General features: G+C 41.0%; 27 protein-coding genes. 12 read left to right on the top strand and 15 right to left on the bottom strand.

Annotated elements, in window-relative coordinates; translation table 11 throughout:
• Positions 1–3: 3 nt before the first annotated feature.
• The 5 genes from ACYTXL_RS14070 to ACYTXL_RS14050 form a co-directional block, all read right to left on the bottom strand.
• A complete protein-coding gene (locus ACYTXL_RS14070; RefSeq protein WP_461921117.1) occupies positions 4–1,875 on the bottom strand; it encodes a type IV secretory system conjugative DNA transfer family protein in 1,872 nt (623 codons plus the stop codon).
• Positions 1,872–2,462, bottom strand: a complete 591-nt coding sequence (locus tag ACYTXL_RS14065; RefSeq protein ID WP_461921116.1) for a hypothetical protein — start codon at positions 2,460–2,462, stop codon at positions 1,872–1,874. The genes ACYTXL_RS14070 and ACYTXL_RS14065 overlap by 4 nt, the downstream gene beginning before the upstream one ends.
• 75 nt (positions 2,463–2,537) lie before the next feature.
• Positions 2,538–3,209: a hypothetical protein gene (locus tag ACYTXL_RS14060; protein ID WP_461921115.1), complete on the bottom strand. Its 672-nt coding sequence runs from the start codon at positions 3,207–3,209 to the stop codon at positions 2,538–2,540.
• Positions 3,210–3,377 carry a hypothetical protein gene (locus ACYTXL_RS14055; protein ID WP_461921114.1) on the bottom strand — a complete coding sequence of 56 codons (168 nt, stop codon included), beginning with the start codon at positions 3,375–3,377 and terminating at the stop codon, positions 3,210–3,212. It abuts the gene before it with no gap.
• 13 nt (positions 3,378–3,390) lie between these two features.
• Positions 3,391–3,834, bottom strand: a complete 444-nt coding sequence (locus tag ACYTXL_RS14050; RefSeq protein WP_461921113.1) for a hypothetical protein — start codon at positions 3,832–3,834, stop codon at positions 3,391–3,393.
• A gap of 16 nt (positions 3,835–3,850) precedes the next feature.
• Here ACYTXL_RS14050 and ACYTXL_RS14045 point away from each other — a divergent pair, with 16 nt between their 5' ends.
• Positions 3,851–4,021, top strand: a complete 171-nt coding sequence (locus ACYTXL_RS14045) for a hypothetical protein (protein WP_461921112.1) — start codon at positions 3,851–3,853, stop codon at positions 4,019–4,021.
• A gap of 65 nt (positions 4,022–4,086) precedes the next feature.
• Here ACYTXL_RS14045 and ACYTXL_RS14040 read toward each other — a convergent pair whose 3' ends face one another.
• Genes ACYTXL_RS14040 through ACYTXL_RS14025 form a run of 4 tightly spaced genes read right to left on the bottom strand, consistent with a single transcriptional unit; the run spans position 4,087 to position 5,945 of the window.
• Complete coding sequence (locus ACYTXL_RS14040; protein ID WP_461921111.1) at positions 4,087–4,356, bottom strand: hypothetical protein; 270 nt, start codon at positions 4,354–4,356, stop codon at positions 4,087–4,089.
• Positions 4,353–4,565, bottom strand: a complete 213-nt coding sequence (locus ACYTXL_RS14035; protein WP_461925276.1) for a hypothetical protein — start codon at positions 4,563–4,565, stop codon at positions 4,353–4,355. Before ACYTXL_RS14035 ends, ACYTXL_RS14040 begins: the two co-directional genes overlap by 4 nt.
• Positions 4,566–4,585: 20 nt before the next feature.
• Entirely contained in the window at positions 4,586–4,825 is a 240-nt protein-coding gene (locus ACYTXL_RS14030) for a hypothetical protein (protein WP_461921109.1), read from the bottom strand.
• Positions 4,826–4,829: 4 nt separating this feature from the next.
• Entirely contained in the window at positions 4,830–5,945 is a 1,116-nt protein-coding gene (locus tag ACYTXL_RS14025; protein WP_461921108.1) for a ParM/StbA family protein, read from the bottom strand.
• A 239-nt stretch (positions 5,946–6,184) separates the two neighbouring features.
• Here ACYTXL_RS14025 and ACYTXL_RS14020 point away from each other — a divergent pair, with 239 nt between their 5' ends.
• The 8 genes from ACYTXL_RS14020 (at position 6,185) to ACYTXL_RS13985 (ending at position 14,264) form a co-directional block, all read left to right on the top strand.
• Positions 6,185–6,394: a plasmid partition protein ParG gene (locus ACYTXL_RS14020; RefSeq protein ID WP_461921107.1), complete on the top strand. Its 210-nt coding sequence runs from the start codon at positions 6,185–6,187 to the stop codon at positions 6,392–6,394.
• 668 nt (positions 6,395–7,062) lie between these two features.
• Positions 7,063–10,344 carry a plasmid replication protein, CyRepA1 family gene (locus ACYTXL_RS14015; RefSeq protein WP_461925291.1) on the top strand — a complete coding sequence of 1,094 codons (3,282 nt, stop codon included), beginning with the start codon at positions 7,063–7,065 and terminating at the stop codon, positions 10,342–10,344.
• Between the two features lie 339 nt (positions 10,345–10,683).
• A complete protein-coding gene (locus ACYTXL_RS14010) occupies positions 10,684–11,502 on the top strand; it encodes an IS4/Tn5 family transposase DNA-binding protein (RefSeq protein ID WP_461925275.1) in 819 nt (272 codons plus the stop codon).
• Positions 11,472–11,762, top strand: a complete 291-nt coding sequence (locus ACYTXL_RS14005) for a hypothetical protein (RefSeq protein ID WP_461921104.1) — start codon at positions 11,472–11,474, stop codon at positions 11,760–11,762. The genes ACYTXL_RS14010 and ACYTXL_RS14005 overlap by 31 nt, the downstream gene beginning before the upstream one ends.
• An 82-nt stretch (positions 11,763–11,844) precedes the next feature.
• Positions 11,845–12,069, top strand: a complete 225-nt coding sequence (locus ACYTXL_RS14000) for a hypothetical protein (RefSeq protein WP_461921103.1) — start codon at positions 11,845–11,847, stop codon at positions 12,067–12,069.
• Between the two features lie 105 nt (positions 12,070–12,174).
• Complete coding sequence (locus tag ACYTXL_RS13995; protein WP_461921102.1) at positions 12,175–12,408, top strand: hypothetical protein; 234 nt, start codon at positions 12,175–12,177, stop codon at positions 12,406–12,408.
• Between the two features lie 446 nt (positions 12,409–12,854).
• Positions 12,855–13,385, top strand: a complete 531-nt coding sequence (locus tag ACYTXL_RS13990; RefSeq protein ID WP_461921101.1) for a tyrosine-type recombinase/integrase — start codon at positions 12,855–12,857, stop codon at positions 13,383–13,385.
• 225 nt (positions 13,386–13,610) lie between these two features.
• Positions 13,611–14,264: a PAP/fibrillin family protein gene (locus ACYTXL_RS13985; RefSeq protein ID WP_461921100.1), complete on the top strand. Its 654-nt coding sequence runs from the start codon at positions 13,611–13,613 to the stop codon at positions 14,262–14,264.
• Positions 14,265–14,633: 369 nt separating this feature from the next.
• Here the strand turns inward: ACYTXL_RS13985 and ACYTXL_RS13980 are convergent, their stop codons facing one another.
• Both ACYTXL_RS13980 and ACYTXL_RS13975 read right to left on the bottom strand, forming a co-directional pair.
• Complete coding sequence (locus ACYTXL_RS13980; protein ID WP_461921099.1) at positions 14,634–15,692, bottom strand: hypothetical protein; 1,059 nt, start codon at positions 15,690–15,692, stop codon at positions 14,634–14,636.
• An 18-nt stretch (positions 15,693–15,710) separates the two neighbouring features.
• On the bottom strand, positions 15,711–16,919 hold the full coding sequence (locus ACYTXL_RS13975; RefSeq protein WP_461925274.1) for a hypothetical protein: 1,209 nt from the start codon (positions 16,917–16,919) through the stop codon (positions 15,711–15,713).
• 357 nt (positions 16,920–17,276) lie between these two features.
• Between ACYTXL_RS13975 and ACYTXL_RS13970 the strand changes: the two genes are divergently transcribed.
• From ACYTXL_RS13970 to ACYTXL_RS13960, 3 genes are all read left to right on the top strand, one after another.
• Complete coding sequence (locus ACYTXL_RS13970) at positions 17,277–17,840, top strand: hypothetical protein (RefSeq protein ID WP_461921097.1); 564 nt, start codon at positions 17,277–17,279, stop codon at positions 17,838–17,840.
• A gap of 180 nt (positions 17,841–18,020) precedes the next feature.
• Positions 18,021–18,548 (top strand): hypothetical protein, encoded by a 528-nt coding sequence (locus ACYTXL_RS13965; RefSeq protein WP_461921096.1) that lies wholly within the window; start codon positions 18,021–18,023, stop codon positions 18,546–18,548.
• Positions 18,535–19,143, top strand: coding sequence for a hypothetical protein (locus ACYTXL_RS13960; protein WP_461921095.1), 609 nt, complete (start codon positions 18,535–18,537; stop codon positions 19,141–19,143). The genes ACYTXL_RS13965 and ACYTXL_RS13960 overlap by 14 nt, the downstream gene beginning before the upstream one ends.
• 16 nt (positions 19,144–19,159) lie before the next feature.
• Here the strand turns inward: ACYTXL_RS13960 and ACYTXL_RS13955 are convergent, their stop codons facing one another.
• The 4 genes from ACYTXL_RS13955 to ACYTXL_RS13940 all read right to left on the bottom strand — a co-directional run bounded on the left by ACYTXL_RS13955 (position 19,160) and on the right by ACYTXL_RS13940 (position 23,250).
• Positions 19,160–19,627 (bottom strand): hypothetical protein, encoded by a 468-nt coding sequence (locus ACYTXL_RS13955; RefSeq protein ID WP_461921094.1) that lies wholly within the window; start codon positions 19,625–19,627, stop codon positions 19,160–19,162.
• 117 nt (positions 19,628–19,744) lie between these two features.
• Entirely contained in the window at positions 19,745–20,299 is a 555-nt protein-coding gene (locus ACYTXL_RS13950; protein ID WP_461921093.1) for a hypothetical protein, read from the bottom strand.
• A 56-nt stretch (positions 20,300–20,355) separates the two neighbouring features.
• Positions 20,356–23,028 carry a formylglycine-generating enzyme family protein gene (locus ACYTXL_RS13945; protein ID WP_461921092.1) on the bottom strand — a complete coding sequence of 891 codons (2,673 nt, stop codon included), beginning with the start codon at positions 23,026–23,028 and terminating at the stop codon, positions 20,356–20,358.
• A 33-nt stretch (positions 23,029–23,061) separates the two neighbouring features.
• A complete protein-coding gene (locus ACYTXL_RS13940; protein ID WP_461921091.1) occupies positions 23,062–23,250 on the bottom strand; it encodes a hypothetical protein in 189 nt (62 codons plus the stop codon).
• Positions 23,251–23,560: the final 310 nt, after the last annotated feature.

The raw sequence follows: 23,560 nt of genomic DNA, 5'->3' as shown, positions 1-23,560 counted from the left end.
CAGCTAAATCTGATTTAGTTTGATAACACCCTCGGCTATCCACTCCGCTAATCCTGCCCCGACAATTTCATACATCCAGCCCTTGATTTGCTCAACAGTGAATCTTTCACCAGCCACTTTAAAGTTGCCCTTAAACTCTCTTACATCAGCTTCTATTCGTTCAGTTCGGGTGAGATATTCATACAGCTTTTGCGCCATTGGTGAAAGCTTCGTTTTGTCCTCTGGGGTATTGTCTCCCTGATTTTCCAGATTAGATTTCAATTTAAAAAGCTTTTCTAATGCCTCCCGTGAAAGTATAGGAGCATTAGGAGTATGTTCACTATTGCCATTGTCATCCCGATCAACAGTTGTAAAAATGTCAACGCCTTTGTACTTCATCAAGTTGGGCAGTAATCCCATTTTGACCTTGCCAGCCGTAGAGAAAATTACCGGGATATGCTGCTGATTTGAAATAGCGATTAGTCTTTTAGAAGTGGCGATGAACGCCCGTCGTGCCTCCTCATCAGGCATCACATATTGATTTTTTATAATGGACTGCAAAACACTAAAACCACCTTGCTCTAGTCCATCCTCATCAACGCTCACCAATCCTTGACTAATAATGTTCAGATTATTTCTGATATTGCTATCCTCAGCAATTCCCAAGCTAGTAATGTTAAAAGTCTGGGTATCTGCAAATAAACTACAATTAAATTCCCTTGCGACCGTGACAATATCAGCCAGCTTAGTTTTTACCTGAGTATTCCATAACTTTGTATGGCACTGGCTCAGGTCATTGTGAATTGAGTACCAATCAGCTAAAATTAACCGGACTGGTTTAGTTTTAAACTGTTCACGTTCATGCTCTGGATACTGCGATCGCGTGTAAAAAATTCCATGAACTATCTCTAGTGCTTTAAGTGCTGTTTCTGGTGACGATGGATCATAAATAAAAACCTTGCCCTGTTGCCTCAGACCATTAAAGCTGTCATTTTTTCGAGCGATGACATATACATCAGCATCAGGAAACTTTTCAAATAATTTAGTTACCCAGTATGCTTGACTTACGGATTTACCTGCACCACTGGGAGCCGCTAACAATGTGCTGAGTTTTGAAGAAACTAATTCATCAACGATGCGCTGACCAGTGGCTAAATCATCGTTGGGTGTGATTACCTGTTGCTCAGTCCCAGAAACTTTGTCATCACTGCGGGTAACATCATTTAAAGTTTGTCCCGTGAGTGCTGGCTGACTATTAATTGCTTGCAATTGTGCTTGTGCTTGGACTTCAGCTTGTAGCCTGACTTGCTGCTGATAAATAGCTAATTCTTGGGGTGACATTGCCGCTAATTGCGCCCCTCTCGCTTTTCTATTTTCAACCCATTTATGGAATTCGTAATCTACTTCAGCGCTGTATACTTCTTTATGTAATCGCAATCCATGCCAAAGTTTATTAATCTGCCAATCGGTGCGGGTAGATTCTCGGTATTCTGGCATCAGTTGAATTAATCGTTTTTCTCGTGCTTTACTCAGTCCGTAAGCACTGGTCATCAGCAGAGTTGCAGCCAACCCCCACCAAGGTTTATCAGGATTACTTGGGGGAATTGTTCTTAATCGGGTAGCTTTGGCTGGTAGAAAACTTTCACGCTGAAATTCTGGGTTAGCTGGTGCGTAAGTCTCAGCATAAAACTCACTTTCTGGCATAATGTAGCGCTTATTAGTTGTGCAATAGTTAGGTTTGTGCTTGGGGCGAAAACAATACTCAACTAAACTAATTTGTGTTCCAGTGAAGGACTTAGCACCGCACAGCATTGCCGCTACTGCCAGCACTCCCACCGTAATGTTATTGGCAATCCCAGAGCGCTTATAATCTTCAAACGAGGAGCGAATACTCATGTATTCCTCCACTTTAAAAATACTGCGATCGCCAATAAGCCAAGAAGTGAACTACCGATTAATGTCCAGGGTGAATCAGTCTGTGGTACGGACTTAACCTCATAGTGCTTTACTTCTTCATAGAAAAGAGTTTTACCAGTTTTACTTGCGCTGGACACCGACCGATATTCATCAAAAGCAATCCACAATGAAGCTGCTACACTCGTTGTCTGTGCAGCTGCAACAATGAATTCTCGGTCAATGTGAATTTGGTCATCATATCGAATCTTGGTGAGGGCATTAGCGAAAAATAAACCAAGTACAACACTGGATAAAGTACCAGTTGCCATTGCCCCAATTCCTAAATAAGTCAGTAGGTTTACTCCACCACTGGCAGCAAACACACCGAGGAAAGTAGCGAGTGATTTATTCAGTAATTGTTTATTGCTGAAAACTTCTCTAATTGATTCCTCCAACCGTTCACTGTCCTCATCTTCTGGAGTGCTAGAAGATTCTTGTTGTTCACCTGTGACATCACCCCACAGAGTAGGAGAGGATTGGTTATTATTGGGCTGAAACCGCGATAATAATGATTCGATTTCATTCATTGGGCGTTACCTACTGCAAGGGAAATCACAAGGAAACAGGGGAAATATTACTCCCCTGCTTTTGGCTAATTCAGACTAAATGCCCATAAAGTTTTTAAACCAATTACCAGCTTTGGATAATCCACCGCTACGGCTGTAATTTGGCTTTGGTATCCGGTCAGTTTTCGCTTCACTGCCTCTTGACCACAATGCAGCAGTAACAGCATTTTCATAAGCTAGATCCGCCGCGTCTTGAGCATCGGGTAGTTTATGGGATGCCTTCAACATATCGACCTCATACTTTGCGATCGCCATGAGGTCTGCTGTTGCACCAGATATCTGAATCAATGATGAGCGTTGCGCGTGGCGAGTTGCTTCCGCAGTCGTGGCGTTAACCAGTTCAGCATTCATCTCTACCATCTCGTTTTTTAATCGCTGTTCCCCAGTTTTGGCAGTGTTGATCGCTTTGAGAGTTTGTCCCCCGTGCTTCTGGGTTAGTTGCACAAGTTCGGCGTAGGCTTGATTAATATCGCCTGTGGTTTCTAGGATTTTTCGATATGCTTCCAGCGCTTTTGGTAAGTTAGCTTTTGCAGTATCAGAAAGTCTCCCCAGGTCGGATATCTTAGTAATGGTGGTCTGATCGCCAAGTAATGCTTTATTAAATTCATCAGCACTTACTCCAAACAATTTACCCATTGCGCCTAATGTTCCAGGTGCGGTTGCGGGGATATGATTTTTGAGTTTCGCAGTTCCAAAATTACGTGTCATTTAATCTTCTGCCTCATCATCAGCTAGAGGGTTTACTGTAGAAATAAAATGCACTGCCGCCGTACTTGAATTTGCTGCAAGCAATGCTGTTTCTGCGTCGTCACAGGGCGTTACCTTATTTATTCCTTCGTCAGCATCGTCTGCTTCACAGAGATAATATTTGCTCATTTCGCTGTTCTATTTATTCGGGTAATTTTTTCAACTGATTAATAATTGCTTCTGCCAGTGAAAGATATTCACCAATTGGTAGGTTTTGATTAATGTCGGCGAGTAAATCAATGATTTCCCATGACTCCCTATCTGCCAAAGAAAAACCTATTAATGAAGCCTCTGAATTAATTAGATTTATGCAAAGCAGTTTCAAGATACAAAGCTGTTGCACTCTACTTAATTTCTCAAATGTGCTGCCATACTCATTTTGTAGATAATCTAGAAAACTTCCATTCGTGACAGCCCTAAATTCTGTACTTTTTCCTTTAATTGGCATGGAGAGTGCCTGGATATCTGCCTCAATCATTGCTGCCCACTGTTTAGGATTTTCTGCTTTAATTTGCTGCAATCTCAATGCGTTGTCAGTTAATGTCGATTTGCCCCAGTGGTTGGGATTTAGATAATTAAGTGGCATGGTGTTAGAATTCCTTATGTACTTTTCGTTTTGCGGCGAGAGATACATTTCAGAGTGGGCGATTGCAATGATTGGTCGTCGGTGCAATCGCTTCTCCATCAGTTCTCAGAAAATTCCTGAAGTTCAAAAACCTCAAGCTGTACTTGGCTTTGGGTCAACTTCTTATGTCTGTGCTTGGAGTCAGTGAAAATGAAAGTTTGATTATTCTCACGGCAATAGCGGAGTTGTTCACCGCGAAAACAGTAAAGCTGATTACGCCGTAAAAGTGGAATTGAGAGCATCTTCTATTTCCTCGTCTTGGCGGTCAAAGTCGAAGTTGACAATCGCTTGATTAATCTCCACCAGAGCTTGCACAGCATCCCCCATTTTTAAGTCATTTGATGTGCCAAAGCGCTCCGATCCTTCAATTTGTTTGTAAACTAAGGATGCTTGTACAAACCTTAAAATGTGTTCGCAACTCTCGATGATGGTCATGACCTCGACTATCGTTAAACTTGGTTGCACCTGCATTGTGTCGCTCATGATTTCTTTGCCTTTCTTTGTGTTTTCATCGGTGCGATTGTCGGTGCAGTCTCACTGGCTGGAGGTTTCTGCTCACTCGGTTTTTGAAGTACATAACTGATTGCACCTCCACCTCCAACAGTCGCCGCGAGGGTGAACATTGTGTTTTTGTTGAAATACTGCACCCCGAAATAGCCAAGCATTAAAAATGCAGTGGTAGTAATAGACAATAGAATTGGTTTAGATATTTTCATGCCGCTCCTTTGAATCCGTTAGCCATTGCGCTAAGTGCTAATTTATTTGGCTCTTTTGATTGCACTTGGACTGTTTCTGTTTTTGATCCTGACTGCACGTTACGCTGCTGAAAAACTAACTTCTCTATGCAAGAACTAATTGCTTGTGTGGGTACGTCTTGGGGTAAATTAAATAATTCGCACAGTTCCGAAACTGCTAGGAAAGAAATGGTTACGCGCCGAGATTCATAATTCATTTATTTATGCTCCCTTGGAAATTTGAGTTAATAATTGCAGCCCCAATGCGTTGATATATTGGGGATTCTTTAAGGTCACAAAACCTAAAGCCGCTAAGTTCTCATCCACTACTGGCAAGTCAACACCACCACCCCAGGCGACAAGGTATTTCGCTCGGTCTAGATAATTACCAGCAGTCACAAAGTTGGCGAATTTCTCAATCCTGCTACTCCACCATTCATCTAGGCACTGGCTGTACTCTGCCTCGAACTTCTTGCCAGTAAGGTGGTTGCCTCCATAAGTAAAAGTGCCTTCGATAATCCCTTGGTTAATTAGGCTGGGTGAGTGTTTCACATCCCTGGACAGCAGACTCACTCGGTCGTTTCGTTTGTCGAGTGCCTCTGCAATCATGCTGTGCAGTTCACCGGCTCCACCTTCAATTAGGTGACGGTCAATCACTGCACCACTGCCGTTGAACACGGTAATCAACCAAGTGGATGAACCGATATCGAGTGCGATCGCTAATTCTGAGGGGTCAAGCACCAGGGACGCTTCACCGAATAAGCAGTGGGCAATGCTGCCAAATCCTTCGGGATAAATCCCTGTAACCGCGATGTCAACTGTCTTGGTGATAATTTCTCGATTAACAGGATGTTTGTGTTGGAAGGTGTGAGTACCTTGCACTCTGCGCTTGATTTCTCCTCCCCAGCGTTCTGGGTTGTGGTTGCTCAAACTAATTGAAAGTTTCATGCCGTCGGGAATATTGAGAACTGCTAAGTCGGCAAGGATGCTTTCTAGCGCTAGTTCTGCTTTTTTGGCTTTATCTTCGTGTAGCAGGGTGTGGTCACTTTGCGCTAGAGCTGCACTGCCCCAAAAGAATTGAATGTCTTTTAAGTCCAGGCGCGTTCCTTCTACATAACGCACCCATGCCCCATCTTTTGAGATGGTTTCGTGGTGCATAATATTGCGATTGCGAACAAGTGAGTATGCGGCAGGTATCATGATCGAAAAATCACCGATGATTGCCTTGCCATACCCTGCACCTGAGTCTTTTCCGGCGATGATGTCAGTTAGCCCGGATTTGGCTAACAAGTCTGCAAGAAGGAGCCAGTTTTTGGCATTGGAATATATAGCTGTCATGGTTCAGATGATTGGTAAAAGTCTTGATTTTTCGGGCTTGACGTTGATTTTTAGCTAAATCTAGACAAATCCAGATATCCAGTTAGAGCCTTGCCAAAGCATCACTTTCCGGCTTCTATTGCCTTTGTTGGGTGACTGTTTTTGGCTTGCATCTTTAATATAGCTCGAAAACTCTAATACTCAAGTACTCGAAAAGTAATATTTACTTATACTTTGGCGATAATTAAGAAAATTAATTAATGAGTATTCGAGCTATGGAGGAAAAGAAAAAACCAGGAAGACCATCAACCAATAAAGATGACCCTGTTTATGTCCGTGCCAGAGTGCCACGAGAACTTCACAAATCTTTCAAGCTTGCTTGCACGGAAGATGATTTGGTTATGGAAGATGTAATCAAGGATTTGATTAAAGACTGGCTTACCAAAAGAGGCAAGAAAAATCCCGCTTAGATTTACGAGTATTAGAGCTATATAATAAATTAGAATCCTGTTACTTCTCCCAATTTTAATTTTGAGGGGAGGTGACATGAATGAAGACAATGTACAGAACCTCAATTACTTAAAAAACTATCAACTTTTATTAAGTAATTTCAAGTAAAAGTCAGGTCTTGTTAGATATAAGACGACCAAAAGTTCTGTAAGATCAGGCTATTACCTAAATGAAGCTTGTAAAGGAGGTAAATATACAACAGCACCAAAAATTAAAAGGACAAAGCGCTACTAGGTAGTAAACGTTTTGCCCGATGTAGAAAATTAAATATTTCAAATTACTTGGAAGCGGGGTTTATCTCTAGACGACCAAAGAAGTGGAAGGAAGGTGAGATGTCTAACCACTAATTGGTAAAAGAGACTAGTCCGCGCTGCTTACTCATATTATATATGAGTTGCTGTGGCAATTTCAAAATTTCTGCTTGCAGATTTTGGCAGAAAAATTCATTAAATTGTTTTTTTTCGCTCAATCAAGGGCAAATTCAAGAAATACAGCGAATTCTGTAGATATAAGGTAAAGCAGCGCGATAACCCCCTCCAAATACTGAAAACCAAAGTATTTGAGGGAAAAATCCGTGATTAATAGCAACCGCGCACTTCAACCACATGAAGTTATAGGGGGGTTCGAGATGATGTCTCGCCCCTCTCACATAGAAGTCAACCACTGGAATGAATGGTTAGCCAGTGCTGTTGACCCAAAGTTAACAGCTTTGAATGTCCGTTCTCTATCGGGGACATCAATATACGAATATCTGCTATGCGCCCTACCTCAAACTGCCAGACGTAACGATGGGCGACTGCGTGATGGGTACTTGAAACGTTATGCCCACGCGGAGTCTGGTGCATGGTGGGTTAGTGGACTTGACCCCCTTAACGATTGGTTGGCGATGGACTGGGGACGGATGAAACCAGATTACCCCCGCCTCGAATGGGATAAGACAACACAGCAGCAAACTCAAAAGCCAGTCAAGTACGAATCACCACCCAAAACTCCCAACCGAGTTACCTACTTGAGAATGCCCCTACATTTATGGCGGTTGGTATCACTTCGCTATAACGTGCCGATGCCAGAACATATTACCGTTACCGAAGAAGGAGAGGCGTTAGGTTTTTGGGCTTGGGTAATGGCACATCCCGAAATCCCTGTAATCCTTACGGAGGGCGAGAAGAAGAGTGGTTGCTTGCTGACCTTGGGATTTGTAGCGATCGCACTCCCTGGAATCTGGAATGGTCGAGTGGGCAAGGAGGATTTAGAACGACTGCACCCTGATTTAGTCCCAATGACTCAAAAGGGGCGTAAATTCGTTGTTCTATTCGACTACGAAAGCAAACCCAAAACCAAACAGCAGATTTTTCAAGCCACACGCCGCACAGCCGGAGCCATTATACAACAATGCTTGCAGTGTGAAGTAGCGCTGCTGCCAGGGCCAGAGAAAGGAATTGACGATTGGGTTGTAGCTCTGGGTAGAAAGGCGGATAAAGCCGTCACCACAATGATTGCTGATGCCTTGAGAATCAGCGAGTACAAGCAAAGATTTTTCATTAACCGTGCCAGGGGACTCCATAAGTACAAGCCCAATGTAACGGTGAATACCCGCTATCTCTCACTTGCGATTCACTCTCTGCCTCAATCTGGGTTAGTTGGTTTGGTTTCCGATATGGGAACAGGAAAGACTGAAATTTTGGCAGTTCTCAGAAGAGAGAACCCCCAACTCAGTTTTTTGAACAATGGGCATCGGGTTACTTTGCTCAAGAATCTCAGCGATCGCTTACAAACAGCAATGTACTCCGCGATTTCTTGCGGGGATTGGGGTCAGGTAAAAGCTCTCAGCATTACCGTGGATTCTCTGTATAAAATGGCAAATGATTTACAGGCTTACGATATTCTATTTATTGATGAAGCCTGCCAGTATCTCGCTCACTTGCTGAAGTCCAAAACCTGCAAAGAACACAGGGGGGCGATTCTGGAAGTGCTTGAGTATCTAGTTTACAATGCCAAGCTGGTTGTTTTAGCTGATGCTCACCTTGATGACCTGACCATTGAATTTTTCATGAATTTGCGACCGGCTGGTGAAAAACCTTTCATCATCAAAAACCAGTATCGCTCAGGTGGTCGTCAAGTTCATTGGTACGAGGGGAAAAACAGCAGCGCAATCGTTGCCGAGTTTCACGCTCAACTCATGTCGGGTAAAAAACTGATGATGGTGAGTGACAGTAAGCGGTTTATCAAAAAGTTGGAGAGAGCGCTGAATGATGGGGTATCTATTGATACGCCGGATGATGAAACACCGGAATCAGCCGAAGACCGACAGCTACGGGTGTGGGCTATTCACTCGGAAAATAGCGGCTCTGAAGAGAATGTGATTTTCATCAGAGAGATTAACGTTGCCATTAAGGATATTGACGCTTTTTTAATTACTCCCAGCCTTGGCACAGGGGTTGACATTTCCAGCTATCATTTTGATGCCGTGTTTGGCGTGTTTCATGCTGTCTCGCAGTCGGCTACAGAATGCGCCCAGCAGTTATGGCGGTATCGTCCAAATGTCCCCATGTATGTTTGGGTTGCTCCGCGTCCTCCCTTTGGTTACGCCGAAACTAATGCCCGTCGCATCAAGGAAAAGATTCTCCAGAAGAACGAGATGACCGCGTTTTTGATTCGCATTGACAGGGAAACGGGCAAGCGTGGGGCTGAAAAGGATTGGGCATTGGATGCTAGCTGTCAGATTGAAGCGCAACGCAATTGGTCGATTAATAATTTACGGGCTGATTTGCGATCGCTCCTAGAAGAAATGGGCAATACTATTGCGCCTATGGGTGATGCAACTGATGAGGGGGCTTCCCGGTGGATGAAAGCGGCAGGTATTGCCATCGATGAGGAGTATTACCGCAAAGTTGCTAACGCCAAAGATATTGATAGAAGAACTTACACCAGTAGGCAGCACCAAGACTATCTCAAACCAGAAGAAGCTTTGGAATGTGAGAAGTTTCGCATACAGGACACCTACGGCATGAGCGTAACTCCTGAATTGGTTGAGAAAGATGACTCTGGGCGGTTAATTAAGAAGATAGTCGCACTGGAGGCAATTTTAGCCCCAAGCGGAGAGACAATTACCGATGACCTTGGGCGGGAGTTTGTTGCACCGCCGAATATTGTGGTGGAACGGGACAAGACGGAGCGCGATCGCCTCGCCATTTGCACTGACTGGAGCAATCATTCTACCGCGTGGCTTATGCGTCATCGGCTAGGACTGAGGGCAGTGTTGATGGATCTCATGTCTGGGGTTGAGATTAAAGGGGACGAAGCGATGATTCAGGTTTTAGCAGAGTTCTCCAAACGCAATGCCTCTCACGTTAAGGGGATTCTCAACCTGACCATTCCCCTCGATGAATCTCCTGTGTGGATTTTGGGGCAGTATCTCTCGCAACTGGGTTTATCTACTGAATCACGGCGACCACTTGAAGACGGGAAGCGGGTTAGGTATTATCGGTTGAATACTGAGGATGTGGTGTTTATCCAGAACGTACTGGATTATCGTCAGAGGCAGCGAGAGGAGAAGGAAAAGAAACGTCAGCAGGAACAAGAACGAAATGTGGCTTATGCGGCTAGGATGCAAGCTCAGTATGGAATTAATGCACCGTCCACACCCCCCATTAATGAAGATGGAAGTAATAATCGGGGGGGTATGGACACAGATGCAGAACTCAGTGATTCTTGGTGGGACAAAGTTAAATATTATGCCCAGGTAGCAATTGAGCGGGTTGAATATGGGGTGGAGTCAGTTAAAGAATTACTCAGTACACTAACGATTGATGAGCGGTGGGGCGTGATCTTCAAGTTTGAGGATATTGACCCGAACAAGTTTGCTCAACTGGTGGCAGATGCCCCCGATTGGGTGGAATGGATGGCGTAAATCATCCCCTGATTGAGTTGAATAGAATATAAGTAGGTGGACAAAAATATTTACTGGAGTTGTGAGCGTAATTAAATGAAGCGTACCCCCTGAAGGGGATCTTGCTACGCGCAGCGTCAGAAGAGAAGCAAGGAGAAAGGCTTCTCTTTGCTTCATTTGGCAACTTTTGGAGACGCTACCACGCGAACGCGAACGCGATAGCGTCTGCTTTGCTGACTTTTCACGGGATGTGGAAAAGAAATATGGTTCGCGATTGATAATCGCGAACCAACCAAATGAATTGAAGATGATCTGCGCTCTTTAATGTAAGGTGCTGGTAGTTAAAAAATTTTGGGTGTAATGAAATTACTAGAAGCAAACCCGTACCGTAATTGTGATTTAGGTGACAAGCGCTTGACCGACAGAGCAGTGTTAATTGCGGAGGCTTTAAAAGTAAAATATGGTCATCCTCTATCAGAAATATTTCAAAGCGCTAGTGACCTCAAACGCGGTTACGAATTTTTTTCTAACCCTAAAACTACTTTTAACAAGTTGACTCAACCATCTTTTAAACAGACGGCACAAGAGATTTATGGCATACCAATAGTATTAGCGGTAGGAGATACTACTTATCTGGATTATAAAAAAATCTTAGAAAAAAGAGATGATTATGGGCCTACAGGTAATGGTGGGAACGGACTAATTTTACATAGTTCTTTAGCACTAGATCCAGACTTTGGTCAGCCACTAGGATTATTGTGGGAGAAATTGTGGCATCGACAGCACAAAGCATCTCCACCACCAGGGGAAACATCTACAGCTAAAAAAAAGCGATTAAAGAAAGAACGTTTAATCGCCAAAAATAGAGCTTTTAAAGAGAAAGAATCTTATCGATGGGTTGAAGCTTTTCAAAAAGTCAACAAATTATTTAAGGGTTTAGAAATGCCTGATGGTGGACTACTATCAAGAGTGATTCATGTCTTTGACCGTGAAGGAGATATTGCAGAAGTATTCGCACTTCAACGTAAAAATAAAAATACAGGTGTACTTGTCAGAGCCGCTCACAATCGTTGTTTATCGGGAGAAAGCTCTTATTTATGGGAGTATGTAACAGTCAAGAACTTGAAGTCACTGCCATACACAATTCAATGCCTGTTGCGCCACCACGTTGTAGAATAGCTCGTTATCTAGCAAAGGGACGTAAAGAATTTTATTGGTACTATAAATTACATGCTACAACACCAATATTTCCGACTCGAAGTGATGGCAAGCTTTCCAAGTACAAGCATTTAGGTAAGGCTGGTAGTCAAGCCTACATAGATGCCATTGAACAAATTACTGCAAGGACTAAAATTGAAGCTTTAGATCGTTCCATTGAGACTCTCAAACAGGGTTTAAAAGATTTAGTCGAAGAAACCTCCAAATATAATAAAAAATAGCAATTGGTTCGCGATAGTCTATCGCGAACCACTCTTTCTTTTCCACATCCCGTGAAAAGTCAGAGCAGTTGAGAGAGCGTTATTGCACACCCCAGACCCGGTTCAAGTAGGAGACAGAGTGTTAATTCTACGTCCGGCGTATGTAGCCGGAAAAGTTGGGGTAGTTTGTGGTCGAGAATCAGGCTCAGATGGTCAACCAAGCAACCGTTGGCTTATCCAAGTAGATTCAGATACAGAAAATATTGTGGTGTCGCTAACTTGGAATGAGTTTCAGTTGATGCCGCCCGGAATAACAGTACGGAGTTAGAGGCAGATTCACAAGGGTTCAATCGGAAAAATGGGGGGTGTGGGGTACCCTGGTAAAACTTTTACCTGATGCTAACTTTGTACCAACATTTTCATATTGATGGACATGACACAAGCAAAAGAAATATGTAGCGTATGTCTAGATACGTTCATACAAGACGATGACTACACCTTGTATGAAGATGGGAATGTAATGCACTACTATGATGAAAATATATGGAAACATAGCCTGACCGAATGGCTCAAGGCAGAACACTTGGGCAGCAATATAAAAGAGGCTTTGTTTAACGAATGTCCTGAAGAAATAAAAGGAAAAGCTAAAAGCTTGCTTTATCCGTAGAAGTTTTCACGACTGCCACCGACCAATACCATTCTTCTGGGGTTGGCGAATAGTAAAATCTGGTGCTAAAGATGAAGCTCTAGTCATTTCAGCCCTCAGTAATAATCTAATACGTTAGACTCCTGCTAACGCAATCAGAGATACAGCTAATCTTCAGTTATGGCTTGGACAATGACCGCGATCGCAAGAAGACGCTGCCCGATCGCGCAATCGCACCCTCTGAGGGCATTGGCCAAAGATGGACGTATTTATCAATTGATAACAGTTTGCAATAACTCTTGAGTGGCTTGTCTTTTAACGAAATAATAGGGCTTGTAGCGAGGTAGACTGTCCATAATATATCGCGTACACCGGACACTACCAGCGAGAATAAATGAGTCCACCGCCCCCAACTCGTCTACCTAACAAGCATTACAGGTAAGCGAGAATACCTTACACCAAGCGAGGTGCGAAGTCTTCTTGATGCCGCACTAGAACGCAAAGCTCGTTATGCTCACCGTGATTATACACTGATGTTGCTTATGTTTCGCCACGGGCTGAGGGTGGGGGAAGCTGTAGGGGCTAAGTGCGGTTTGCGCTGGGATGCCCTGATGTGGGCCGAACGTCAGATTTTCATCACCAGGGAAAAGGGCAGTGATTCAGGGGTGCATCCCTTGAGAGATGATGAATTAGTTTTGCTCAAAGAACTCAGAGAGATGTTGCCTGATAGCAAATATATTTTTGTTTCTGAGCGTGGTGAGGTGATGTCCACTGATGCGGTGCAAAAACTGATTGGGCGACTGGCGGCGCAGGCAGGACTTGATATCAAAGTTCACTGTCACATGATGCGCCACGCCTGCGGTTACTATCTGGTGAATCAGGGTTACAACACTAGAGAGATTCAAGATTTTTTGGGACACCGCGATATCAAACACACTGAAAAATATACCAAGCTGAATGCTCGACGGTTCCTGAATTTTGATTGGGGTGATTTGTGAAATTTTGACTCAAAGAGTGATTCATCGACTTCAAAAAAATTTTTTAATGGCTACGCACAACCCCAAATTTCATACTATCAACTCAGATGGAACCATTATTTTAGGCTCTAAACACTTAGATGAGGTTGTAGAAGTTCACATAAATCAGGGAAAACGTCGTTTTTATGGTATAAAAAAGACGGTACTGTGATAGAATCTACGGTTAATAGCAAAGAGTGATATCTTGTGCCGTTTTCACGAGCTAAAAAGGTTTTTTTAGACCAAATTATGGTTAGCGAATTGGTAAATCTCAAACAAGAACTGATTTCTATTTCAGAAGCTAGTGACATTGGGTTTAACTGTACTCCAACAGCCGCATTGCAAATCGAGACATTAGCGCGATCGCTTGAGGCTGTAAATCCTACTGCTGAACCAACAAACCATCTTGAGTTGGTTCAAGGGCGCTGGCGGCTCTTGTACAGTACATTTGGCTTAGAACGAGAAACTACTCTACAACGTGTTTCTTTTGGTAAACTCCCGAATGTGGCTATCAGCGTTACTGGTATCTTTCAAGAAGTTTATACAGCTGGTCAGGAATACAATAACCTAATTGAATTTACTCTATTGTCTGGTATTAATGGTATTACTATAGTTGAAGGGCGTTACACAGTAGAAGATTCTAAACGTCTCAATATTGATTTTGTAGAAACATCCGTTAAAAGTGTAAGCAATGATTTGACCGACTCTAGTTTTCGTAAGGCTTTAGAAGTCGATAATCAGTCGCCTTTGGAATCAACACTCTCCTTTAATGGCTGGACAGATATTACCTATTTAGACGAAAATTTTCGCCTCATGCGTGGTAATCAAAAAAATTTGTATGTGTTGCTACGATCCGAGTAAAAAGATCAGAGTCTCCTTACTTGTACTTATCAGAACTTGAATTCTCACAAAATGTCGGAATTTAATAGTTTGGCGACATCAGGCATCACCGTGCCAATTTGGGAAAATCGTACGCTAAGGAATTGAGACTAACCTGAATGCTATGAAAATACCTTGTTTTGAGCAAACGGCATACCTCTATTCCTCATTTTTGACTCGAATTAGGAACTTCCAGATGGTGCAGAGTAGTACCAGTACTCTGCACCAACAAAAAAATTAACACCTAAAATCTAGACGGACAAAGACGTTCAGCCTTAGCGTACGATTTTCCCGTTTTGGCACGGTGACGCCCATCACCCCGGAGGTGGCTAAAATTAATACTCATATCTTTTAATTTAATGAGATATTATATTCTTTATACCAATGCTTAACAACTAATAAAGCACCTCTTATTAGTTTGTCCCAATTCACAGCATCTAGTTTGGAGATTTCTAAAACTTGGGTTGCTGGTCGGTAATGAACAATACAGTTGCGAACTTGGTAAACAAATTTTTCAAGTTTACCATCTTCACTACCATCTAAAAATTGTTTCACTTCTCTGAATAGTTGTTTTGCTTCTAATGGTGAATTATCAATAATATTCTTAAGAGCATCTTCTTCTTTTGGTTTCCAACCCAGAGATTTTTCCATTTCACCAGCGAGATGAATTAGTGGTGTTGAAATAGATAATTTTCTACATAATTCATCTAACTTAGCTAGGGGAAATATTTTTTCTATACATCTATAAATATCAAGGAATGAATGTTTCCAAGATATAGAAGTAATACTGAGTAATAGATTATCATAAGGAATACTATCAGAACCCTCTACAAATATTGTTTCAAATATAGCAATTGTTTCATGAGAAAAATTTAAAAATAAATTGTTACTATTTTTAGTAATATAAAACCCAGAGAGTTTTTCTAATTTATCTTTTTGAATAGGAGAACTTTCCAAGATTTCGTAGACACTGATTTTCTCAAAATATTTAATCACGTCAGTGTAATCGTGTCCTGAATACTTTGAATCTTTGTTTTGAAAAAGTATTTCATCAAGTATTTCATATGGTTCAGCATTTTGACGAATAGGAACTTTTAATTCAAATAAGAGAGCTGTTATCAGCCCTGCATTTAAAGGATAAATAGTAATTGTTTCATCAAATTTTACTGATTCAAGCCAACCTATAACTACAAAAAAATTGCTTTCTTTAAAAGTGATATAAGCTGTAATAAAATTTGGTAAAATTGGTTGTATATTTTCTATAATTAATGTTTTTAGCCATTCTTTCTCAATTGGTTCTGTTTTGATATATTGCGGTTTTTCCTCTTCATAATTGGGAATGTCATAAACATTAGCCTTTTTAACAAAACTAATGAATGAAGTAAATATATATTGATTGGCTGCTTTCATGTTCCTTGACATATACAATTAATAAGCTCTCCAACAGGGTGTCATTGCAGTAATATTAAAGTTATCTTCGATCAGTACGTTAAAAGCTTTTAAGAAAAACTCTCTTTCAAAATCCCCCACTCTTCCAGATTTATGAAAAATTACCTCATTTAGAGTATTAAAATCTAAAAAATTTTCAATATCAAAACTATCCATCAAATCCAGTTTATTTATCAATATTTCAGCATTATTTTTAACAGTATCTAAGTTATTTTTTTGCTTGTTTTCAGAATATTGTGTCCCAGGTCTACCTAAAACTTTTAATGCTATGGCTGTAACAAAACCAACACGAGCCGGTTGGCTACTGAAGAGGTCTTTACCACTTTGAAAACGGCCTTCTTGTTCATCATCATTTGAATTTTTATATTTATCGAATAATTTATCAAATTTGGCAAGATAGCCAAGTACGTCATAAAACATACTTGTAAATTGATCATCAGATGTAGCTTCTATAAAATCTTGCTTAGTGAATTCATCAGCCAAACGTTCTTTTGTATCAATTTTTTCTTTCCTTGCACCAAATACTAAAAATAATTCAATAACTTGATCTGCTTGAAATTGTCCGGCACGAGATCGCCTCTTTGCATCGTTTACCTCTAAAACTTCTACAGAGTCAACTTTTTTATTTATTTCTTTAATCATTGAACGAAAAACAGTTTCAAGTTGTCTTCTTAAATTCCAAGGTACTTGCCCTGTATTAAGAACTAACATTCGATATATTAAGCTATTTGTAGTTGGAGCAACCCAATACTCTACCCGCATTTTCCTACTGCTTAAATCTTCTTTAGAGTTACTTATTACTTCAGTCATTGCAGTAGTTCTTTGCATACCATCAATTATAGATATATTCTCTTTAGGTAAATTATCTATAATTTCAAAAAAAGATTTTTCATCTAAATTATCTAAGTTATTAAAAACCTCCTCTTCAACAACAACTCCTAGTACTATAGGTGGCAATACTGTACCTAAACGCAAGTCTTCAATCATTCTTTTTCGTATGCGAATAGCTGTACTTGTTTTTAAAGATTCTCGCTGCCCTTCAATTCCTCCACCGCTTTCATATACACTTTGTATAATACGAAGATATTGTCCTATTGTTAATTGGGTCATAACAGAGTAACAATTTACTCTTTCATCTTTTAATTTATCCATCTTATTGGCTATCCATGAAATTAATTTATTAGGCAAATAATTGTATCAGTTATTGAAATTGAATCTTATTTAAATAACATATAGAATGCAACTTCTAATTTGTATAATGCTTAATTTGCTGATTGTCAACTAAAGGGAGTGGTATGTGAACCAATGCCATGCACTGTTGATACTCTCCCAGCCTCGAATACACAATAAAGCTGAACGGTCGAGCCTCCCACAAACTTTTGCAGTCAGCCGTTTATCGCTTTGATACAGCCAATGTTTCTTATTTAGAGCTTAACTAGCTAACTACAATTATCAAATTTTGGTTGGTTTGAATACTCAGCACACCACTAGACGATGTGTTAGAGTGTCCACTGGATAAACTGGACACGTCCACTGGACACTCTTATGACAGTAGAAATAGACCCGTTCCCCGTTGCTGCACTCCTTGATAGGTACAGTCTTGGAAAACAGGCGGTTTACAACCGGATAGACGCGCTCGACATCAAGACATTCAAGCAGGGGAATAAATCTTACATTACTGCTGATGATGTGGAATTGCTTGATCAGTTGCACGACCATATCAGCGCAGGCGGGAAAATGGATGATTTCAAATCCCCCAAAACAGAATTAGTGAGCAGTCCACTGGACACGCTAGACACGTCCAGTAGACTAGTGGACAGACTGGACACGACCACTGGACAACCAGACTTGGCACTTGGGGAGGTGGTTCAGTTGGTGGAAGCGATCGCCCGTCACCTGCGACCCACAGAGCCACTACAGCACCTCAAAGAGCTTCAGCTTGCGGCTACCGAAGGCTGGCTTCTGTCTTCTTCTGAAGTGGAGGGGCTTTTAGGGTGTAAGCCAAGGGTGAAGAAGGGGAAACAGCAGTTTACTCGTGGGTCGTTCAGTTTTGTGAGGTCTGGCAAGATTGGGAATCAGTCAGCCTGGAAGGTAGTAAGAGTCAATTAAGTGGTGCTATGCTGAACACTAGTAGTTTGCCAAGGAAACTTTGCATAGTGGTCAGCAGAGGTCTAGGGCAGAGGGTAAAGGACTTGTATAAGTCTCTCCTCTGCTGCCCTGCACAAGTGCCTGCCTCCACCCGGCAATTTTGGGTTGGTGAACTCTAGCTTGCCTAGATAGAGGTAGGAGATGGAGGACACAGGACTAGAACAACAAAGAAAGATCACTGTATTACGCGATCAGTCTCCAAGCAAAGCCCTTGTCAAGCTTGAGCCTCAATCTGATATTGAAGTATATAAAGAAGTTTTAAGCGATCGCTTCATGGAAGCAAGCACAGTAGAGGAATATGAAAAGATCCTTGTATTGAGACAAAGAGTTCAAGAATTAGACGTACAAACCAGACGATTGAATTACGCGCAGAAATCAGCAGAAATTCAGCTTCAACAAGCTCAACAGAAAGATATTCTCCAACGTGGACAACAGATTGCAGCTATTACAATTTCAATTGCTGCTGGGATTTATTTTATACAAACTATTCCTTTAGCAGGTCTATTATTCCTGACTTTAGGTTTGGCGAAACCGTTAGGTTACTCTTTGGGAGAAATAGGCAATTTTTTAGATAGTTTAAAGGGTTTTCCAAAAGAATCAGATAAGCTTTTGTCTGATGAAAAAGAGCCAAGAGTTCAAGCTGAGGAGTCTAGAGATGCAAGACCCTAAATTAGACGTAATTAGCGTATTGAAGCTTGAGAAACGACTCCAAGTCTTTGTTGGAATTTATTTATCAATAGTACTGCTTGTACTAATTTTTGTCCTAGTCAAGATTCCCATAACTAGCGAATTACAGTCGGCTTTGATAATTATTTTAGGCTTGATTACAATCGCCACCCTTGATGCATTCAGAAAAGCCTTGGGCAATACTTCATCATCTTTAATAAACGAATTCAAGCAAATTATTGTCCAAGATGGAGGTTATTATGTTGCTGGAAATGTTGATGGAATCGATAAACGTATTAACGTTGAAGGCGGCTATGTAGCGAGTGGTGCTATTAACTATGGGTATGAAAAAAGACAGACCCTTGCTGAAGCTGCTGCTGAGATTCAGGATTTACTCCAACAACTAGAGAAATCTAATCCTACCGCTAGCGAAGCTGAAATAGTTGCATATGTTAATGAGGAAATTGAGCCTGATCTAAAATCACGTTTAGTCAAAGCCTTAAAAGCTGCTGGTGAAGCCGCTATCGAGAGTTCATTGGATAGCCACTATGTCAATCTCATCAGGGCTATTAGTAAAGGTTGGTCATCTTCAGAATAAGTACATACTCTGTAAGTCATTTGCTACCAAAGTTAAAAGTATTGTTTCTGATGGTAGGATTTGCGTTCTTAAAATTTATTCCTTGCCAGTTCTCATTAATGATGTTAGGACGTTGGACTTTGACCGTCTCTGTTAACTGCTCAAGTGCTGCGGCTAGTTGCGGATGTTCTTTGGCGGCAGCTTGTGCGTCAAAAGCCAAAGCTTCCAGGGTGTCTTTAATCTCTGGATATGCTGACGCTGCTGACTCTATTTTTTCTATCAAAACAGCTTCACCAATATCTTCTCGTTGTCCTGGGAGCAAGGCGCGATTTTCTGCTGCTGCTTCGATCAATTTTGCTGTATCCGGAGACTTGAGCCTGAGCAGTTTAATTACCTTACCGCCTTGCTCAAATATCACATTAATAACCTGATCGCCTGCCTTATTTAATGCTTTGTTTCCAATCAGAGTAAAAAGCGCGATCGCACCAGCAGTTAATGGCTCCATATACTACCTCGTAAGTACGGCATCTTATTTATTAAGACATGATTTCTGCTCTAAATTCCCCAAACTTAGTAATTGAAGTAAAAAACTTGCGGCTTAAGTTTCAGTAATTTATTTAGCCTATCCAAAGTTAAAAGTATTACTGTTGACGGTGATATCTGATTCCTTAGCATTTATTCCCTGCCACAAATCATTGATAGGTAACGATAATCTGGAACTGTTATCACCTGGAAGGGATGTGTCGTATGATGGTTGGCTTATGTCAGATGTAAATGATGATGAAGCATCAAAAGCACTAGACAAAGCATCTGTAAGGGAATTCGATGCCAAATCCGAAGACCATGCAGGGGTATTAAGCTGATCAGTAGGAGTGGTGAAGTCAGTAGGACAATCATTGATAGCACCACCAACTTCATGCCCATTGTATACAATGCTAGATCCTAGAGTTTCTCCCATGTATTGACCAAGGTGCTGACCACTTTCAATTGCGCCCGAAACAGCAGCTATTGATGTATCAAGGTGAGAAGAATTTCCCCCATAAGTCAATACTCCTTCTTCTATAGCTTCTTCCGTAACCAGCCCTCCGAGAGTTGCACTGTCCAAAAGACTACCTGCTTGTCCACCTAAAGCACCGGCAGAAACACTATCGAATGTATTAACGTTAAAATCACTCATTGTATACCTCGTGTTTGTTCCAAGAATTTTGTAAACAGTTAAAAAATATCTGGCAATTAATTGTCAGCACTGTTAACAATCGGTAGCACAATACGAAACCCAATAGCACTGTTTTTTGTATCAGTCTGATGAGAAAAAGCACGACAAGCAGAACGTATTTTCAAGAGCTTATCAGTGAAATTTCCACCACGATGCACACGTTGTTTTGCTACACCCCCTTCTAACCATGCACTACCATTAATAGGTGCATCGTTATAATTATCATGCCATAAATCTTCGCACCATTCCGATACGTTGCCATGCATATCGTACAACCCATACAAGTTACGGCTAAATCGTTTGACCTCAGTAGTCAAACCTGTACCATAATTAGCTAACCCAGTGATAATAGTCATACCACAAGAAAACGGAGTGATTGTTCCTGCGCGACAGGCGTATTCCCATTCCGCTTCACTTGGCAAACGAAAAATGTGTTTACGCCATTCATTGCCAAGTGACATTTCACAGTGCAATAGATATTCGCGTAATCCATTGTTAAGTTTACTTAAATTTAGTTTTTCACAGAAGTCTAGCACTCTCTCCCAAATTAACTCATTGTCAAGTAATATTAAATTTAGTTTTTGACAGAAAACTTGGGTGTCTTCCCAACTTACATTTTCAACGGGATTATTTGGGTATTTATGTGTACTAGGATTACTACCCATTATTGCTTCCCATTGCGCTTGGGTAACAGGAGTTGCTGCCATATAAAAATGGGTAACATAAACTAAATGTTGGGGCTTTTCAGTTTTCTCAGCACCATTTTCATTCTCTGCCGCGCCCATCAAAAACTCTCCCGATGGAATATAGACTAGCTCTAATTCTACATCGTTAGGCAGTTGAACAACTTTCTGCCGAACCTCTTGAATTTGCCGCTTAATAATTTTGGCATCTTTATCGACTGTTACTGTTTCAATAAAAACAGAGTCACCCAATTTTTTGCGTCCTTCCTCTTCTGCTTGTTGTTGTTTTGCCTCTTCTTGACGTTTAGATTCGGCGGCTTTCAATTCTTGTTGGCGTTCTAACTCAGTCGCGTCTAGTTCTTGAATTTGCTTTATGATTTGACGTTGCTGCTCTGTAGTTTCATTCCATACCTGCATTATCCAATCATATTCTTCCATCTCTTTTAAAAAGTATAAGCAAGAACCCAGCTTTTTCAAAAACGCTAACTCTGCCTTTGCCATATATGGACGTATTTGCAGGCACATAGCAGTAAGTAAATCCTGTTTTTCTGCTGGTAATTCCTGCTGCACTAACCATATATAAATTGAGGCTTTGGTTAGTAACATTGTCAGTTTAAAATTAGATAACCCCATCATATAGACTGCTAAATCAAGTATGAAATCAGCAGCTAAAGGATTGCCAAATTTTGCTAAATCTTCACCAAAATTAATGTAGTGTGAAAAAACAAAAAATTCTAAGTCCTCCTGTTCCTCTTGCGTGCTACCTTGCAATAATTCTGGTAATAAAGTGGGTAGTTTAGGAGGAAGTTGGTAGTTAATAAAAAAATACTCATCAGCTACAAGCCCCGCAATGAGTTGATGAAGTAAAGAAAGATGCTTTTCTAATTCTTTAAATGCCCTGCGTGTTGGGCGATATCTATTGGTAAAATTTTTATCTGAGGTTCTAATTATTCGTTCTTCCTGTAATAACTGCCAATTTACCTCCTTATCCCCAGCTATTTCCTTAACTCTTTCTTCATCAAGTTTGGATAACAAATCCTCCCTCTCATTTCCCCATTCTGCCGCTTCTTGTTTACAAATTTCAAATAAAAATTCAGCAACATTAAATCCTGAAAAAATGGGTGTTACATTGTACTCTTCTTCTGCCCTCCATACTCCAGTATGCAGATTCATTAAGTCGCCATGTACTTCTGAATTAATAACTAAAGTGGGAACAGCAGGCATTAGATAATGCAAGTTCTTAATTGCCGCTTCGCTATGGTATTTGTTGCTATCCCATAGTCCACCAACAAACTCAATAGGACGCTCTTTGTCCTGTTTAGAATAATTTTCATGAAAGAAAATACGCATTGCTTCATTCAGACTTTTTTCCATTTGTGGAAGTCCAGATTTGTGAACTTGAAACGGTTCAAAATCTATATCTGGTGGTGAGATAGTGATTAATAAAGGGAATCTCTCTCCTTTATTTTTTCTTGTTTCTAAGTCTTCAATAAAAATTGATGGCGCACTGCGTAATGGAAAAGTGCTAAGAATACGCCGATATTCCTCTGTTTCTTTTGCCCTTTGTGTATTTAGTAAAGATAAAGCGATTTGATTAAGATGGGTTTGTTGCAGGAGTTCTAAGTCGATTGCTTTGCGTTCTTGTTGCAATAGCAAATCAAAGTCCATACGTTGATGCAATATCTGGTAATCCCATTGTTTTGTATAAGCAACTATGGCAGCTTGTAGCTGGCGGGTTTTATCGTTTTCCTGTCCCTGAAATTGGCGATTGAGCCAGTTTTGAGTGGACTGCCAGTCTTGCTGTTGTATATCACGGTGATACTGCGCTTTGAGTTTGATTAATTCAAGTTCGCGTCGTTCTGTTTCAAACTCACGATGTGCCGCTAATTGCCGCGTTAAATTTTCCGCCTGTTTATCAGGGCCATATTGAAATGGCAAGAAGGTGCTTTTGCAGGCATTAGCAAGTTTTTTCCAAAATCCCTCTTTGGGTGGAAGATAGGTAACCATTATTTTTCCTTGTAAAGATCAATAAAAATTAAGTTAAGCGAGAGGTTGCCCTGGTACTTTCTCAATCACAGTTATAGTTCCAGGAGACTGTTTTTCGAGCGATGCCAGAAACTTACCAGTTTTATCCCATAAAGTTTCTCCTACCTTTTCGCCCGTTTTTTCTAATGCTTTGGTGGCAATTACAGTTCCAATTGCGATCGCACCAGCAGTTAATGGCTCCATCTACTACCTCTTAAGCGCGGCATCCTATTTTACTATTAATACATTGTTTCTGTTCTCAATTACGCAATTAATGGAAGAAATCTCTAGTTAGCTTATTGTTTAGGCTCATAATTCATGCAGCATTACACGTTTCGTCTAATTCGTGGAATACAATCGCTCCCTACTTACCAAACCTGATAGTCCAGCAGTCTGATTGCAAATCAGCTGGGAGTTCAGCGGGAAACTCATCACTCAGTTGCTAGTTCGTAAACAATCTTGGTCAAGGAAGCACCAGGGTCAAAACTGACTATCAAGTTTGACATTGACTGTG

It is taken from the genome of Nostoc sp. (genome assembly GCF_054880495.1).
Note: the sequence above shows the minus strand (reverse complement) of the source record. Positions and strands in the feature narration are given on the sequence as shown.

Coding starts and splice junctions, on each gene's coding strand:
- ACYTXL_RS13965 (WP_461921096.1), top strand. CDS start 18,021: ATGGAGGACACAGGACTAGAACAACAAAGAAAGATCACTGTATTACGC.
- ACYTXL_RS13980 (WP_461921099.1), bottom strand. CDS start 15,692: ATGAAAGCAGCCAATCAATATATATTTACTTCATTCATTAGTTTTGTT.
- ACYTXL_RS13955 (WP_461921094.1), bottom strand. CDS start 19,627: ATGGAGCCATTAACTGCTGGTGCGATCGCGCTTTTTACTCTGATTGGA.
- ACYTXL_RS13940 (WP_461921091.1), bottom strand. CDS start 23,250: ATGGAGCCATTAACTGCTGGTGCGATCGCAATTGGAACTGTAATTGCC.
- ACYTXL_RS13945 (WP_461921092.1), bottom strand. CDS start 23,028: ATGGTTACCTATCTTCCACCCAAAGAGGGATTTTGGAAAAAACTTGCT.
- ACYTXL_RS14005 (WP_461921104.1), top strand. CDS start 11,472: ATGCCTGTTGCGCCACCACGTTGTAGAATAGCTCGTTATCTAGCAAAG.
- ACYTXL_RS14010 (WP_461925275.1), top strand. CDS start 10,684: ATGAAATTACTAGAAGCAAACCCGTACCGTAATTGTGATTTAGGTGAC.
- ACYTXL_RS14015 (WP_461925291.1), top strand. CDS start 7,063: ATGATGTCTCGCCCCTCTCACATAGAAGTCAACCACTGGAATGAATGG.
- ACYTXL_RS14030 (WP_461921109.1), bottom strand. CDS start 4,825: ATGAATTATGAATCTCGGCGCGTAACCATTTCTTTCCTAGCAGTTTCG.
- ACYTXL_RS14050 (WP_461921113.1), bottom strand. CDS start 3,834: ATGCCACTTAATTATCTAAATCCCAACCACTGGGGCAAATCGACATTA.
- ACYTXL_RS14045 (WP_461921112.1), top strand. CDS start 3,851: ATGTACTTTTCGTTTTGCGGCGAGAGATACATTTCAGAGTGGGCGATT.
- ACYTXL_RS13970 (WP_461921097.1), top strand. CDS start 17,277: ATGACAGTAGAAATAGACCCGTTCCCCGTTGCTGCACTCCTTGATAGG.
- ACYTXL_RS14055 (WP_461921114.1), bottom strand. CDS start 3,377: ATGAGCAAATATTATCTCTGTGAAGCAGACGATGCTGACGAAGGAATA.
- ACYTXL_RS13950 (WP_461921093.1), bottom strand. CDS start 20,299: ATGAGTGATTTTAACGTTAATACATTCGATAGTGTTTCTGCCGGTGCT.
- ACYTXL_RS14025 (WP_461921108.1), bottom strand. CDS start 5,945: ATGACAGCTATATATTCCAATGCCAAAAACTGGCTCCTTCTTGCAGAC.
- ACYTXL_RS14070 (WP_461921117.1), bottom strand. CDS start 1,875: ATGAGTATTCGCTCCTCGTTTGAAGATTATAAGCGCTCTGGGATTGCC.
- ACYTXL_RS14040 (WP_461921111.1), bottom strand. CDS start 4,356: ATGAGCGACACAATGCAGGTGCAACCAAGTTTAACGATAGTCGAGGTC.
- ACYTXL_RS14065 (WP_461921116.1), bottom strand. CDS start 2,462: ATGAATGAAATCGAATCATTATTATCGCGGTTTCAGCCCAATAATAAC.
- ACYTXL_RS13960 (WP_461921095.1), top strand. CDS start 18,535: ATGCAAGACCCTAAATTAGACGTAATTAGCGTATTGAAGCTTGAGAAA.
- ACYTXL_RS13995 (WP_461921102.1), top strand. CDS start 12,175: ATGACACAAGCAAAAGAAATATGTAGCGTATGTCTAGATACGTTCATA.
- ACYTXL_RS14060 (WP_461921115.1), bottom strand. CDS start 3,209: ATGACACGTAATTTTGGAACTGCGAAACTCAAAAATCATATCCCCGCA.
- ACYTXL_RS14020 (WP_461921107.1), top strand. CDS start 6,185: ATGAGTATTCGAGCTATGGAGGAAAAGAAAAAACCAGGAAGACCATCA.